This window comes from Spirosoma sp. (assembly GCF_026391055.1).
In the GTDB taxonomy this organism is placed as follows: domain Bacteria; phylum Bacteroidota; class Bacteroidia; order Cytophagales; family Spirosomataceae; genus Spirosoma.
In genome coordinates this window covers 298565-312257 of record NZ_JAPLET010000009.1, presented here as the reverse complement: position 1 = coordinate 312257, position 13693 = coordinate 298565, and the positions used below count along the sequence as shown (strand labels likewise).

Below are 13693 nucleotides of genomic sequence, written 5' to 3'. Positions count from 1 at the left end.
CATGAATCGTACTGCCTTATTTTTCATTCTTCCCGCTATCCTGCTGCTGATCGACTGGTATGTTTTTCAGGCCGTGAAGACACTTAGCCGTTCAGCTACAGAAAGCACCCAACGGATTATTACCATTGCGTTCTGGGGGTTTACAGCATTATCGCTGGTGCTGTACGTTATCATGCAGCTGCTCCCCCCCGATTCCATCAGCCGCAACACGCGTACGTTTCTATGGGCGGCCATTGCCATTCCCTACTTCTCGAAAATCTTTGCCGTTCTGATTATTCTGATCGACGACATCGGCCGGTTCTTCCGGTGGATTGTTTCGCTCTTTTACAAGCCCGAAGTTCGGGAAGCGGTCGAGGATTCGACCCGTCAGACGATGCCTGCCACAGACACTATTACGCGCTCTGATTTCCTGATGAAAACGGCGCTGGTTGTTGGTGCTGTGCCTTTGGTTGGTTTTACGTGGGGCATTGTTTCGGGCGCACATGATTACCGAATTCGGCGGATCAAACTCCCGCTGAAAAACCTGCCCTCCGGATTTAACGGCATGACCATCGCGCAGATTTCAGATATTCACTCCGGTAGCTTTTTCAATAAAACGGCCGTAAAAGGAGGTGTTGAGATGCTCCTTGGCCAGAAGCCCGATATGGTATTCTTCACCGGCGATCTGGTCAACAGCCATGCTGAAGAAGTGAATAGCTACATCGATATCTTCAATAAGGTGAAGGCCCCGCTGGGGGTTTACTCTACGCTGGGCAATCACGACTACGGGAAGTACGTCCAGTGGCCGAGCGCTCAGGCCGAACGGCAAAACGTGATGAATGTGGTGGCAGCACATAAGCAGATGGGGTGGAATATTATGATGGACGAGAACAAGATCCTGGAACAGAACGGCGATAAGATTGCGCTCATTGGGGTTCAGAATCTTGGCTTTGGTCCGGCGGCCTTGCGGGCGGGTAATCTGGCCAAAGCTTACGAAGGAACCCAGGATTATCCCGTCAAACTGCTCCTCTCCCACGACCCGACCCACTGGGATGCCGAAGTTCGGCCGAAGTACCCAGACATCGACGTTCAGTTCAGCGGTCACACGCACGGCGCTCAGTTTGGCGTCGACCTGGGCGATGTGCGTTGGAGTCCGGCGCAATACTTCTACAAACAATGGGCGGGCTTGTATCAGGACGGCGATCAGCGACTGTATGTGAATCGTGGATATGGCTACATCGGTTATCCTGGTCGTGTGGGCATACTTCCTGAGATCACCATTTTTGAGCTGGTGAAAGCGTGATAAATTTGTCAATCACATGTATCAACATGAATTAGTTGAAAGCTTGTGTTAAATTGCCGTAGCTTACGGAATATCGGTTAACTTATTCCCTGCTCATTCAGTTACTCCTATCAATTAACCATCACATACTATATGAAAATCGTATTCATTACCGGACTTTCGTTCTTCATGTCGCTGCTGTCGTTGCTGAACATCAAGCCAGCACAACCGCAGGAAACGGCGATCCCCCTTTGCCACGCACCCGCTACTGACGGTGAAGGCAACGACATGTCGGCAATGGCCGCTGACCCGGCTTTCCAGCGACTGCACGAAGCCCCCCTACCCTTCACCTACGTTGGCGCGGGCGAGATGATCAAGTTCTCGACACCCGACGGTCAGTCGGCAAATGGGTTTTTGTTGAAGTCGAAAAAGAACTCCAACAAATGGCTGCTCGTCTATCAGGAATGGTGGGGTCTGAATGACAACATCAAGCAACAGGCCGAAACGTTTTACAACGATCTAAAAGACGTGAACGTACTGGCCGTTGATATGTATGACGGCAAAGTGGCGACCGAACCATCGGAAGCAGGTAAACTGATGCAGGGCGCCAATAAAGATCGGCTGGCCAGCATCATGAAAGGGGCTATCGAATATGCGGGTCCGAAAGCTGAATTTGCCAGTGTAGGCTGGTGCTTTGGTGGCATGCTGTCGTTGCAGTCGGCTATGCTGGAAGGCAAAAAAGCCAAAGGCTGCGTGATGTACTACGGTCGGCCGGAGCAGGATGTGGAGAAGCTGAAAACACTCGACACCGATGTACTGGGTATTTTCGGTAGCCAGGACAAAGGCATCACGCCCGAGTCAGTGAAGATGTTCGAAGAGAACATGGCAAAGGCCGGTGAGAAAGTGACCGTAAAAATGTACGACGCTGGTCACGGTTTTGCTAATCCGAGCAACCCGGTTTATAATAAAGAAGCCGCAGCCGACGCGTATAAGCTGGCGCTGAATTATCTGAAAGATAAACTGAAAGCGTAAACGGAAGGTACATCTTACGATACTGGTAAAGCCTGACTACTATCTAGTGGTCAGGCTTTTTAATTAAACTTTAAGAAGAATCTTTACGTTTTCATTAAACGCTGGGGCCTGTAATCTGTCTAACTGACAAATCGGGTGAAAACCTGCCTCAGCGATGAAAACGATCAAGTGGAGTGGAGTTGTAGCTGGTCTGCTTTTGGGTGTAGCCAGTATTAGTTTTGGTCAGGTTTACGGACCCGGCAGTGGCTACGGTCAAGCCTATCCTAATGGAAACGGATACAATCCGAATTACCCCAACGGCTATGGCAACGGTCAGAATTATCCAAACCAGTCCTACCCAAACGCTTATAACAACGGCTACGGCCAGCCTTATCCGAATGGGTATGGTCAGCCATACCCAAATGGTAATGTGCTATATGATCAATATGGTCGGCCTTATCCGATGCAGCCACCCGTTGTGATTATACCACCCAGGGTAGTTATTGTGCCACCACCGCCACGGGTTGTGTATGCTCCACCGGTTATTGTTCGGCCGTATGGTGGCTATGGAGGGTACGGTTACGGCCATCGAGGAGGCCGGGGCGGCTACGGTCGCCGTTGGTAATGAGTAGCCTGAACGGCTGTTCAGGTCAAACAATAGATTGATTCAATCCGTTAATAATCAAAGAGAAGATCATGAAAACGATAAAAATCTTGCCCTTTCTGATGGCTGGTTTATTAGTTGTTCTAATGACCAGTTGCGGGCCATCCTACGTAAGTACGGGTCCTGGCTATGGCCCCGGTTACTATGGTGCGCGGCCTTATTACGGATATGGTTATAGCCCTTACGGTTATTACCGCCCACCGGTAGTGGTTCGTCCTCCGGTAGTAGTTCGCCCACGTTATTATTCACCTTCGCCCCGCTATTACGGCGGCAGCCCACGCGGTGGTTACAACGGCGGTCGCAGCGGAGGTGCCTACGGTGGTGGCAACCGTTCGCGCGGACCTAGGTAATTTTTGGTGAAGTAAGTAAATAGTGGGTGGAGTGGTTCATTGGTGACTTAATTACCGATGAACCACTCCACTCACTATTTACTTACTTCACCAAAAACCAATTACGCTGGCCAGGAAAAAGGCTTGCCGATGTGCAGAGAATAATCGCCGGATTCGATCAGGGGCTTATCATCTGTTGACAGGTTGTAGAGATAAATCCAGCAGTCGGCGGTTTGGTTGTTAAACTGAACGGGAACGACAGCCCGGATGTATTCGGTGGGTTGTTCGAAACCTTCGCCAACGCCTTCGTAGTAATCGAGGTAGGTAAGGATGGCAGCTTTCTGATTGCTGATGTCGAACACAGACCCATGCACAAGACTCTGACTGCCTGACTGATAAACAGCACCGGGGTAGCTTCCCATATCGAACGACTGACCTGTAAAGGAGCCTTCACCCACATAACGCCCACGTTGCCGGAGGTACTGCGAAAACGTATTATCAAAGGGAGGGCGGAGGGTTCCGTAAACGATCAGGAAGTCAGGATTATGGGTCATCTAATAAAAAAAATAGAGCAGCGCGACGAAAATAGGCTTTTTGACGTTACATAGAAAATTGCCCGGTCATGAAAAAGACAAAAATTCTGCTGCTCATTGCTGCTTCACTGGTTTTAACGACCGCTCCATTGGAAACAGTGGCGGCTAAAAATACGACTGAATCGACGGCTATTGGCCGTAAACGTAAGGGCTATAAACCGAAGCGCGGAGGTCTGTTTAATACCGGTCTTTTTCGCAAGAAAAACGGCTGTGGCTGCCCGAATCATTAAGCAATTGTTAAGAAATTGTACTTATAGCATAGCCTGGCCCTTATATGGGCCTTTTTTCGTTAAATTAGTTGTAAAAATCTGTGTTTCAGCGTAAAATTTCGTACCTTTGCGGCTTGAAATAGCTGAACCGTCGGGTTACCCGGTAGAATTTATTTGATTTTTCATGGTTTTCATGACTGCTTATAAACGGGTTCAGAGAAATACAACCAAATCATGAAAGTCAAACGAATCAGGTAAATCCGGGTTCAGACAACATTTGTATGCAATCAATTCGCAATATAGCAATCATCGCCCACGTTGACCACGGCAAAACGACTCTGGTTGACAAGATCATCCACGCATCGAAGCTCTTTCGGGACAATCAGGAGTTTGGCGACCTGATTCTGGACAACAATGACCTCGAACGTGAGCGGGGCATTACCATCGTTTCTAAAAACGTATCGGTACGCTACAAAGATGTTAAAATCAACATCATCGATACACCAGGCCACAGTGACTTTGGTGGTGAAGTTGAACGCGTTCTGAAAATGGCTGACGGTGTGTGTCTGCTGGTCGATGCCTTTGAAGGCGCCATGCCACAAACACGTTTTGTACTTGGCAAAGCCCTTCAACTGGGTTTGAAGCCAATCGTAATTGTAAATAAGGTCGACAAAGAAAACTGCCGGCCCGACGAAGTACACGAGCAGGTATTCGACCTGATGTTCAACCTCGGTGCTACCGAAGATCAGCTTGATTTCCCAACGGTATATGGTTCGTCGAAGCAGGGCTGGATGGGTCCGGATTGGAAAACCCCAACCGACAACATCACCTATCTGCTCGATACTATCGTTGAGAATATCCCGGCTTCGCCAATAAACGAAGGTCTGCCTCAAATGCAGATCACATCGCTGGATTATTCGGCCTTCGTGGGTCGGATCGCCATTGGTCGTGTACATCGCGGTACGCTGAAAGAAGGTGCCACTATGGGCCTTATCAAGGGTGATGGTACGGTGAAACGGGTAAAAATCAAAGAACTGCAAACGTTCGAAGGGCTTGGCAAACTGAAAGTAGCCGAAGTTCAATGCGGTGATATCTGCGCGGTTACGGGTCTGGAAGAATTCGAAATCGGCGATACTCTCACCGACCTTGAAAACCCGGAAGCTCTCGAGCGTATCTCGGTGGATGAACCAACGATGAACATGTTGTTCACCATCAACAACTCGCCTTTCTTCGGTAAAGAGGGTAAGTTCGTAACGTCGCGCCACCTGCGCGATCGTCTGTACAAAGAGATTGAAAAGAACCTTGCTCTTCGTGTAGAGGCAACGGACAGTGAAGACCGCTTCCTGGTCTATGGTCGGGGTATTCTTCACCTTTCTGTTCTGATCGAAACTATGCGTCGTGAAGGCTACGAATTGCAGGTTGGTCAGCCTCAGGTGTTGTATAAAGAAGATGAGAACGGCCACAAACTGGAGCCAATCGAAACCCTCGTGGTCGACGTTCCGGAGGAGACAGCTGGTAAGGTTATCGAATTGGCAACCCAGCGTAAAGGTGAGCTGCTGATCATGGAACCGAAAGGCGATCTGCAACACCTGGAATTCGATATTCCATCGCGTGGCCTGATTGGTCTGCGTTCCAACGTCCTCACAGCTACCTTCGGTGAAGCAGTTATGAGCCACCGCTTCAAAGAGTACCAGGAATACAAAGGACCAATCCCCGAGCGGATCAACGGTTCATTGATTTCGATGACCAGCGGTGCCGCTACGGCCTATTCAATTGATAAGCTTCAGGATCGGGGATCTTTCTTTATAGAGCCCGGTGACGAAATATACACAGGCCAGGTAATTGGCGAACATAACCGTCAGAACGATATTGTTGTCAACGTAATAACCGCAAAGCAGTTGACTAACATGCGTGCTTCAGGTTCTGATAACAACGTGAAGATTGCTCCGAAAATCTCATTCTCACTTGAAGAGAATATGGAGTATATACAGAAGGATGAATACCTGGAGGTAACGCCGAAGTCGATGCGTATCCGTAAAATATACCTCGACGAAAACGAGCGGAAACGGAATCAGAATAAATTTGCTATGGCTTAATTGACGAGTTATAAAAGCGGATCGTTTAGTTTATTAATCAATCCGCTTTTACGTCATCCGCTGTAATTTTGATCAATTAAAAAGCCCTTCCCGAACGTTCGGGAAGGGCTTTTTAATTGATCAAAATTATAGCTAAATAAGCTTAGAATAGCTCCTTGCCTAATGAAACTGGAAGGCAAAGGCAGGAATTGTTCTAAGGGAGAATAAAGACATAGGAGATGCACGTACAGTTGCCGGTGCTACAAAGCCGGTTTGCGTAGTTTGTGCATCTATATAAGCAACCTGATGATGAACATGGTAATAACCAGCTATAAACAGCGAGCCGCCAATAACTGATAGAACAACTTTTTTCATGGTGGAATGGATGTAAGTAATTAAAGAACGGTGCATCAATCTTAGTGTGAACATGGACTTGATACGAATTGTTTCAAAATGATATGCCTACCCGGAAGCACATTCGGTTGTAAATACGGTGTTCATCCCGTTGAATATCAACGCCACTGAGCGGTTTCTGTACATCTACAGACTGACGTTTGTACGATAGTGACATGACAAAAGCCGTAGAGGATGGTTTACCAATCCGTAAAGCTAAGCCCGGATTGACCATCCATCCGCCATTAAGTTCGTAACCGGTCGAATTTTTATTGAACCACGCAAACCCATAGCCTGCATCGGCAATGGCCAGTAAGCGTACATTTTGTTGTGGATGGCGTATCAGGTCGAACCGTAGTCCGGCACCAACGGGCGTCAGTAAGGCTGTCTTGTACCAATCAAGGCTCACCAGGCCACCAATCGCCAACTGGCGGCTTACCTGCACCCCATTAAACGTTTGTGCTGTAAAACTTAGTCGGTTTTCGACTGTCTGCGCAATCGATGGCCCATAAGCGACCCGGCCGAACAGGCCGCCAAACTCGGTGTAGTTCACGTACCGGGGCTGCGTAAACTGGCTCTGAGCATAACCGGTTCCGGCCATCAATACCAGCAAATACGGAAAAAGTCGTTTCATGGTGTGCGTTAGTAATACGATGGACGACTGATCGGAATACGGCTAATCTGGCGCAACTGGCGCGGGTTGCTGATGTCAAACTGATAAAAGCCATCTTTACCAATCATGAGCAGCGACTTTTCCAGCGGGATAACATCGAACGCGTTGATACCTTCAATATGCTGCAACAGGTTACGATCGATGTTCAGTGCGTCACGTACATCGAATGACTTTAGCCCATAAGCCCCCTCACAGATAAACAGATTAGGGAAAGAAATGCCCAGGCCGTGCGGATTGCGCATGGGATAACTTTTTAGCAGTTTCGGACTTGTCAGGTTCGTCACATCGACTACATCCAACTGATTGGTAAACCCACCGCACTGGTTACCCGAACGGAGGGTAACATAGGCCAGATTATCATGAACAACCACTGGGTCGCAAACGCGGGCGTGTTGAAAGACGGATAGGAGGGATGGCTTTTCCGGGTTGGCGTTGTCATAGATATGCATACCCGACTGTGAGCCAATAAACAGCTTGTCTTTGTACGGAAAAATCGTTTCAATACCCCAGCCCAGCTGGACCTGGTTGCCTAGTTGAGGCTCTGCCGGATTTTTGATGTCGAACAACTGCATGGCCGACTGATTGACGGTATACAGGTAGTTGTCGTACAGGGCAAACCGCGCCATAGAGCCCGCTACTCCGTTTGTAACGGAACCGCCCGATTTGTCGTTAACGGCCGCTGAGGTTTGGGCGCTGAAGAAAACTCCGCCCCACCAGTTCGTTGGTGCAACACCTTCTTCACAATTGGTCTCTGTGGTTTCGGTAACGTAGCTCACTTTTTGGTCGTAGAGCAGTTGGCTGGCTGGGTCGAAACTCCACCATCCCCCTTCAAACGAGCCATTCGGGAATACATTCGGGACACGTTTTACGGTCTGAACAGCCGTTGGATTGCTGATGTCGAATGCAATCAGATCCATGTAGCTATCGGCGTACAGAATGTTGTTTCGAATTGCCATATCGCCGTTTCCGGGGATACGAAGAAACGCCACCGGCTTGGGGTCGGATGGGTTGCGGTTGTCAACGATGTGAATTCCCTCCTTCAGCTCATTGATGAAAAGAAACTGGTCTTTGGTGTAAATCTTACCGGGGTTGACCAACGCCTGTGGAGGCTCGGTCTGAATGCCCTGTCGCACCTGAGCCGCCGTAAATGTAACGGGCGAATACCGGCGGAAGGTGCGGGTTTCCTTACAGGTATCCGTGCAGCCCGTTAAGGAAAGTAAGGGCAACAGAAACAGGAGTAGACGATTCGATTTCATATACAGGATCATTAGGGTTTGTTATCAGGATTCTGCGAACGGACAAATCGTTGTAAATCATCAAAAAAATTCCCCGGCTGTCCTGATTACGGCCGGGGAATGTTGATCTTACACAAAAAGAGTATTGACTGAAATAGGTAATGACTGGCCCACTTTCTTAGGTGTTGGTTTTAGTCGGATCGGCGATCTTGCCGACAAACAGCACAGCACCCGATGTTTTCTCGTGGATAACGAACACAAAAGGCCGGTCGCAGAGGGTTGGCATTTGCACCGATGTGGTTGAAATACCGCCAGTCGTTACGGCAGCCGCTTCGGTCCCTGCTTCGTCGACTGCTACAAACGTATTCTGCTTCACAAAGCTCAGCAGTAAGCCGCCCTGTGCGTTTATTTTGGTAAAGTCAGCCCGATCAGTAAATGCCGTTGGCATACCCAGTGTGCTCAGCACATTGTTTAGCTTGGCTTCGTAATTTACGGTGAATTTGGGCAGGCCAATGTCAAATAAACTCTTGGTCATGTTTTTTTGAAGCAGTGCCCACTCATCACTGTTCAGGTTGTTAATCAGTACATCGGCTGTTGAATTGCCGGTGGGCAGCAGCACCGTCATCACATAATTACCCGCACCGTACGGAAGTTCGAAGGCCGTATAGCCTGGCCGCGATGCGTGGTTCAACTGGGTGTTCAGTCGCATCATCCGGACGGTTGTCTGAGCGTCGGAAACCAACGTAAAAGGCCAATCGGTAGTTTTGGCGGCATCGAAGCGAGTCGTCCAGTCTCCTTTGAAATACAGCGCGTTCATCAGAAATAGAACATTGTCGGGTTGTATCTGATCGATTACCTTCGGGATTTTGCCATTGGTCTTCTGACTGGCCCAGCTGTTGATCGTACCAACGGTGGCCGGGTTGTTAAAATCCTGCGCCGATATTTCTGCGCTAAATGTTTGTTTCAGCAAATCCTGAAAAGCCGTTTCAACGGTAAACGTATTCCGGTACCAAACCGAATTTGCCAGCCTCAGCGTAACCTTCGGGTCGACTCCCGGCAGATTGGCCATCAGGTTTTGATACGTTGCATTAGCGTCGGCCAGCGTTTGTGCGTCTAGTTTGAGCGTTTTCTGGATCTCCTGAGCTGTTTGGCCGTTAGCTCCATTCATTATCATGCCTAACGCCATATGAAGGCTTAGAGGAGAAATAAACACGTTTTTGGCCGGTCCATCCTGAGCGTTTACCTGTTTGGCAAGATCGAAGGCAAACTGGGTTGTTTGTGCGGTAAATGGAGCCGAAAGCCGAAGTTCACCGGTTGTACCGGTCGTTGGGGTAACTGTGGATGTATTACAGCTGACAGCCGTGAGCAGAATACCGGTTACAGCTGCGGAAACGGTTGAAAAGAGGGTTGTTTTCATGGGCGTAGTTGACTTAAGAACATACTGGTTTGAACGTTTGCGAGACGCTGAAAGCAGGCCTTACTTACACTCTTTGAAAGCCTCGCGTTGAGCACGCAGGGCCGTTACCAGTGGTTCGAAACCCGGAATTGTAGCGCCATACTCAAAGGTAACCCGGTGTTTCTGGCCATTGGCCTCCATTTCTATGTACTCGGCACCGCCGTCGGCACAATCAGGGCAGCCCAACTGCTCCGGTTTCTGAATAAATAATGTTGGGTTAGCCGCTGCTCTGAGTGTATCCCAGACAGCCTGGGGTATCGTCGTCTGGCAAGTCTTCGCTGGGTTTTGGTTCTGTGTTCTTGCCTGACTGGTTTGTGTGAGCATCAGGGTAGTACCACTAATTACATAGTCGTGTTTACAATAGCCAACACACATACCGAAAGATGTACCGGTACGAATAATCAATCCATCCGTTGCTAAAGGCTCTGCCAAGACCGATTTATCCGGCGAGCAACGGCCCAAAAGGCTTAGAAACAAAAGGCAGATCCCCAGAAGTTTCATGATTGAACGCAATTAAAAATGATAATCGACACCGAAACTCATACCGGCCGACGTTGGACGGGTTTGTACTTGAGAGTCAGCTGTTGTGCCCGCTTCGAGAGAGGGTTGATAAACACCGGCTACGGAGGCCGACCATTGCCGCGAAGGCCGGTAGCGTACTCGGGCTCCCATGGTAGCCGCCAGCGATACCGGGCGATAAACCCCATCTTTGCTGGTTACAACTAAGGCTTCGCCAACGGTGTTTTTAACAAAAATATTTGTAAGTAACCCGCCCAACACGGCCATACTCAGCTTTTTGCGCGGCCGAAACTGGTACCCTACCTGAACCGGAACCTGTACAAACTGATAGTCATTCGTTACTGCCTGTATGCTTCGGCTGTCGTAAGGCGCAGCTGACTTGAAGCCATTTGCCGCCAGACCCGAATAATTAGCCTGGGGCGCATTTGCCAGATCATTGCTGCGTACACTGCTCCGTAGGGCATCGGTGTACAAATTGTTTAACCCCGTATTCCGATTGGTCAGGGCATCCATCTGCACCGAAGCCAGATACTGCTGAGCCGGTGTCTCCACCGTTGACCTACCCGACAGATAACCCACTCCCGACTCAACCGACCAGTGGTCGTTCAACTGAACGCCCGCCCCCGCCTGGTAAGCTACCGAAAAACTAGCCCGGCTGCTAACGGCCGATTGGTTCGATACCGTTGAAGAAGCAATCATTGTGTTGGAAAATGAAGGTTGAGCCGTCTTAAGCGATACCGTTGGGTTGAACGACCCCGGCATCATGCTTACCGATGCCCATAACTCCCGCGACTTCTGCTTCGATTTTATCATCGCCGGTTCCATGTCAACCTCCACTGGTCGAGCCCAGACGATACGCTGAATGGCACCGATTGTGCGCAACCGCATGGGTTTACCCGACAGTTTATCAAAAGCCGCTTCATGGGCTGAACCAAATGCCTGAACGCCTGATTCTGCATGCTGGCTGGCTGAGTAAGCAACAGCCTGCATCCTGGAGGCTACCGATTGGGTGCGTTGCGACGCTTCGATAGCCGCTATATGCTGTTGAAGCGCTGCAAAACCCGAATCAAACGCTTTCTCATTCCTGGCAATTGTCTCACTGGCATCTTTCACAGCAGCTATCCGCTCGGTTGATGCATTATACGGAGAACGCTCCGCCTTTAGCCGCGACGTTACACCAGACGAGGCTATCACCTTGTTGGCGGCTGTTGTCGATGCATCGGCCGGGCTGGTTTCCGTAGATAAAGCATCTGATGATTCCGTCCGTTTCGTTGAAGCAGCTACATTTTCTGACGGAACTGCCCGCTGTATATGAGCTACGGGTGTGGGGGGCGTGGAGGGCGTGTTGACTAGCCACCAGCCGACGAGCAGTAGTGCCACCGCTGCTGCCAGCCCAGAACCCCAGAAAAGTGAGCGCGACGATGCCGGACCCCAACCCCAGATAGGTACAACCTTTGGGCCATCAGATTCATCCAGCTTGCGCTCTATAGCCGCCCAAACGCGGGGTGGGGGCGTTTCGGCGGCTTCGTCAAATGTCTTTCGCCAGAAATCGTCCGGCAGATTCTTATCTAACTCATCCATTTTTATAGCGTTGTTCACTCGGAACGGCCCTGTGCAGGGTAACCGTCCGCAAACCGTTTATCCGATTGTAGTTTTTGTTGTAACAACCCCCTGGCGCGGGCATATTGCGATTTAGACGTTCCTTCGGCAATGTCGAGCATCTCCGCAATTTCAGGGTGGTTGTAGCCTTCAATAGCGTATAGATTGAAGACGGCCCGGCAACCGGGGGGCAACTCCTGAATTAATTGCAGCAGGTATTTATAATTCAACGACGGTAAACTCTCGTCGGCCTGAGGTAATACGGGTGCCAGCTCCTGTATGTCGGCAGTGTGTTCCCACGGTTTCTGTTTGCGTATTGCTTTCAGCGCGGTGTTGATCACTATGCGTTTTAACCAGGCCTCCAGCGGGCACTCGAACCGAAACGAATCAATATGCCGATATATCTTTACAAAAGCATCCTGCAATACGTCTTCTGCTTCATCTGGATCATGAATATACCGTTTACAAACGACAAAGAGCTTCCCGGCAAACCGCTCGTAGAGCTGTCGCTGCACAATTCGGTCTTGCCGACGGCACCCTTCAACTAGTTCGTATTCATCCTGCATAACAACGTGGACAGTAACAAAGACCTTATATAGCGGTAAACGGTTGGAAACGATCTAAATTTTTTTTGCTTTTACACGATCACCGGCTCAATCTGCCCATTCGCGGCTCCTTGATAACAAAGATTATAGTCTTAAGATAGATTATGTTGAATATTTTATAGATATGTATATTTGAGAAACCTTTTCGGCAACTATAGATGAATCGTCGTGATGCACTCCGTTACTCATTTGGTGCGGGAATTTCTGCACTGACTTACGGTGCGTTTGCTCAAACAAGAGCCGACAGCAACCGATTCAGGATTGGTGCCTGTGATTGGTCAATTGGCCCGGCGGGCGATATAAAGTCGTTTGCCGTAGCGAAGCAAATTGGCCTGGACGGGGTACAGATAAGCCTGAATACAGCGTCGGATCATGAACACCTGCGCAAGCCGGAGCTTCAGCGGTTAGTGAAGGAGGCTGCGCAACATTCGGGCGTTCAGATTGGCGGACTCGCCATCGGTATGCTTAACCAGATTCCCTACAAATCAGACCCGCGTACCGAAGCCTGGGTACAAGACAGCGTAGATGTCGCTAAAGCACTCGGAGTAAAGAATATTCTTCTGGCCTTCTTCTCGAACAACGATTTGAAAAACGACCCGAAGGGCACGAAAGTCGTTATCGAACGCCTGAAGGCCGTTGCGCCAAAAGCCGAAAAAGCCGGCGTAGTGCTCGGTATCGAGTCCTGGTTGTCGGCTCCTGAACATTTGGCTATTCTGGAAGCCGTTGGCTCTCCGGCGGTGAAAGTGTATTACGACGTCTGCAATTCATCGGAGATGGGATACGACATCTTCAGCGAAATCCGGTCGTTGGGTAAAGATCGAATCTGCGAAGTTCACCTGAAGGAAAACGGATACCTGATTGGTCAAGGAAAAGTCGATTTGCCTAAGGTTAAACAGGCTCTGGACGACATTGGCTATGTCGGCTGGTTACACCTTGAAGGGGCTGTGCCTAAAGGGAAACCGATGCTGGGAAGTTATATTGAGAATAATAAAACGGTGCGAGCCCTATTCACCTGAATCAATTGTACTGGCGCGGGCATTCGCCCGTGTCTGTTCTATAAACGCGAGTATA

Annotated in this window: 15 protein-coding genes; 7 read left to right on the top strand and 8 right to left on the bottom strand. The window is 49.6% G+C overall.

Features of this window, described 5'->3' with window-relative positions; translation table 11 throughout:
• Position 1 precedes the first annotated feature (1 nt).
• From NT073_RS02150 to NT073_RS02135, 4 genes are all read left to right on the top strand, one after another.
• Positions 2-1282, top strand: a complete 1281-nt coding sequence (locus tag NT073_RS02150; protein ID WP_297368086.1) for a metallophosphoesterase — start codon at positions 2-4, stop codon at positions 1280-1282.
• 132 nt (positions 1283-1414) lie between these two features.
• The gene (locus NT073_RS02145; RefSeq protein WP_297368084.1) at positions 1415-2293 is read left to right on the top strand and encodes a dienelactone hydrolase family protein; all 879 of its coding nucleotides are present in this window, start codon (positions 1415-1417) and stop codon (positions 2291-2293) included.
• 154 nt (positions 2294-2447) lie between these two features.
• Positions 2448-2897 carry a hypothetical protein gene (locus NT073_RS02140; protein ID WP_297368081.1) on the top strand — a complete coding sequence of 150 codons (450 nt, stop codon included), beginning with the start codon at positions 2448-2450 and terminating at the stop codon, positions 2895-2897.
• Between the two features lie 71 nt (positions 2898-2968).
• Positions 2969-3286 (top strand): hypothetical protein, encoded by a 318-nt coding sequence (locus NT073_RS02135; protein WP_297368080.1) that lies wholly within the window; start codon positions 2969-2971, stop codon positions 3284-3286.
• 101 nt (positions 3287-3387) lie between these two features.
• On the opposite strand, the gene NT073_RS02130 is transcribed toward NT073_RS02135, so the two are convergent.
• The gene (locus NT073_RS02130) at positions 3388-3819 is read right to left on the bottom strand and encodes a gamma-glutamylcyclotransferase family protein (RefSeq protein WP_297368078.1); all 432 of its coding nucleotides are present in this window, start codon (positions 3817-3819) and stop codon (positions 3388-3390) included.
• Between the two features lie 68 nt (positions 3820-3887).
• On the opposite strand from NT073_RS02130, the gene NT073_RS02125 reads away from it, so the two are divergent.
• Positions 3888-4088: a hypothetical protein gene (locus NT073_RS02125; RefSeq protein ID WP_297368076.1), complete on the top strand. Its 201-nt coding sequence runs from the start codon at positions 3888-3890 to the stop codon at positions 4086-4088.
• 260 nt (positions 4089-4348) lie between these two features.
• Complete coding sequence (typA, locus tag NT073_RS02120; protein ID WP_297368073.1) at positions 4349-6163, top strand: translational GTPase TypA; 1815 nt, start codon at positions 4349-4351, stop codon at positions 6161-6163.
• Between the two features lie 159 nt (positions 6164-6322).
• Here typA and NT073_RS02115 read toward each other — a convergent pair whose 3' ends face one another.
• The 7 genes from NT073_RS02115 to NT073_RS02085 all read right to left on the bottom strand — a co-directional run bounded on the left by NT073_RS02115 (position 6323) and on the right by NT073_RS02085 (position 12583).
• Positions 6323-6517 (bottom strand): hypothetical protein, encoded by a 195-nt coding sequence (locus tag NT073_RS02115; protein WP_297368069.1) that lies wholly within the window; start codon positions 6515-6517, stop codon positions 6323-6325.
• A 73-nt stretch (positions 6518-6590) separates the two neighbouring features.
• Positions 6591-7169 (bottom strand): hypothetical protein, encoded by a 579-nt coding sequence (locus NT073_RS02110; RefSeq protein ID WP_297368066.1) that lies wholly within the window; start codon positions 7167-7169, stop codon positions 6591-6593.
• Positions 7170-7177: 8 nt separating this feature from the next.
• Positions 7178-8464: a hypothetical protein gene (locus tag NT073_RS02105; RefSeq protein ID WP_297368063.1), complete on the bottom strand. Its 1287-nt coding sequence runs from the start codon at positions 8462-8464 to the stop codon at positions 7178-7180.
• Between the two features lie 157 nt (positions 8465-8621).
• Positions 8622-9860: a serpin family protein gene (locus NT073_RS02100; RefSeq protein WP_297368059.1), complete on the bottom strand. Its 1239-nt coding sequence runs from the start codon at positions 9858-9860 to the stop codon at positions 8622-8624.
• A 60-nt stretch (positions 9861-9920) separates the two neighbouring features.
• Positions 9921-10400 carry a hypothetical protein gene (locus NT073_RS02095; protein ID WP_297368056.1) on the bottom strand — a complete coding sequence of 160 codons (480 nt, stop codon included), beginning with the start codon at positions 10398-10400 and terminating at the stop codon, positions 9921-9923.
• Positions 10401-10412: 12 nt separating this feature from the next.
• On the bottom strand, positions 10413-11999 hold the full coding sequence (locus tag NT073_RS02090) for a hypothetical protein (protein ID WP_297368054.1): 1587 nt from the start codon (positions 11997-11999) through the stop codon (positions 10413-10415).
• 14 nt (positions 12000-12013) lie between these two features.
• A complete protein-coding gene (locus NT073_RS02085; protein WP_297368051.1) occupies positions 12014-12583 on the bottom strand; it encodes an RNA polymerase sigma factor in 570 nt (189 codons plus the stop codon).
• Between the two features lie 197 nt (positions 12584-12780).
• Here NT073_RS02085 and NT073_RS02080 point away from each other — a divergent pair, with 197 nt between their 5' ends.
• A complete protein-coding gene (locus tag NT073_RS02080; RefSeq protein ID WP_297368048.1) occupies positions 12781-13638 on the top strand; it encodes a sugar phosphate isomerase/epimerase family protein in 858 nt (285 codons plus the stop codon).
• Positions 13639-13693: the final 55 nt, after the last annotated feature.

Bases quoted from the DNA above. Each gene is read 5' to 3' on its own strand.
- NT073_RS02085 (WP_297368051.1), bottom strand. From the start codon at position 12,583: ATGCAGGATGAATACGAACTAGTTGAAGGGTGCCGTCGGCAAGACCGA.
- NT073_RS02090 (WP_297368054.1), bottom strand. From the start codon at position 11,999: ATGGATGAGTTAGATAAGAATCTGCCGGACGATTTCTGGCGAAAGACA.
- NT073_RS02145 (WP_297368084.1), top strand. From the start codon at position 1,415: ATGAAAATCGTATTCATTACCGGACTTTCGTTCTTCATGTCGCTGCTG.
- NT073_RS02125 (WP_297368076.1), top strand. From the start codon at position 3,888: ATGAAAAAGACAAAAATTCTGCTGCTCATTGCTGCTTCACTGGTTTTA.
- typA (WP_297368073.1), top strand. From the start codon at position 4,349: ATGCAATCAATTCGCAATATAGCAATCATCGCCCACGTTGACCACGGC.
- NT073_RS02140 (WP_297368081.1), top strand. From the start codon at position 2,448: ATGAAAACGATCAAGTGGAGTGGAGTTGTAGCTGGTCTGCTTTTGGGT.
- NT073_RS02130 (WP_297368078.1), bottom strand. From the start codon at position 3,819: ATGACCCATAATCCTGACTTCCTGATCGTTTACGGAACCCTCCGCCCT.
- NT073_RS02095 (WP_297368056.1), bottom strand. From the start codon at position 10,400: ATGAAACTTCTGGGGATCTGCCTTTTGTTTCTAAGCCTTTTGGGCCGT.
- NT073_RS02100 (WP_297368059.1), bottom strand. From the start codon at position 9,860: ATGAAAACAACCCTCTTTTCAACCGTTTCCGCAGCTGTAACCGGTATT.
- NT073_RS02080 (WP_297368048.1), top strand. From the start codon at position 12,781: ATGAATCGTCGTGATGCACTCCGTTACTCATTTGGTGCGGGAATTTCT.
- NT073_RS02105 (WP_297368063.1), bottom strand. From the start codon at position 8,464: ATGAAATCGAATCGTCTACTCCTGTTTCTGTTGCCCTTACTTTCCTTA.
- NT073_RS02150 (WP_297368086.1), top strand. From the start codon at position 2: ATGAATCGTACTGCCTTATTTTTCATTCTTCCCGCTATCCTGCTGCTG.
- NT073_RS02110 (WP_297368066.1), bottom strand. From the start codon at position 7,169: ATGAAACGACTTTTTCCGTATTTGCTGGTATTGATGGCCGGAACCGGT.
- NT073_RS02135 (WP_297368080.1), top strand. From the start codon at position 2,969: ATGAAAACGATAAAAATCTTGCCCTTTCTGATGGCTGGTTTATTAGTT.
- NT073_RS02115 (WP_297368069.1), bottom strand. From the start codon at position 6,517: ATGAAAAAAGTTGTTCTATCAGTTATTGGCGGCTCGCTGTTTATAGCT.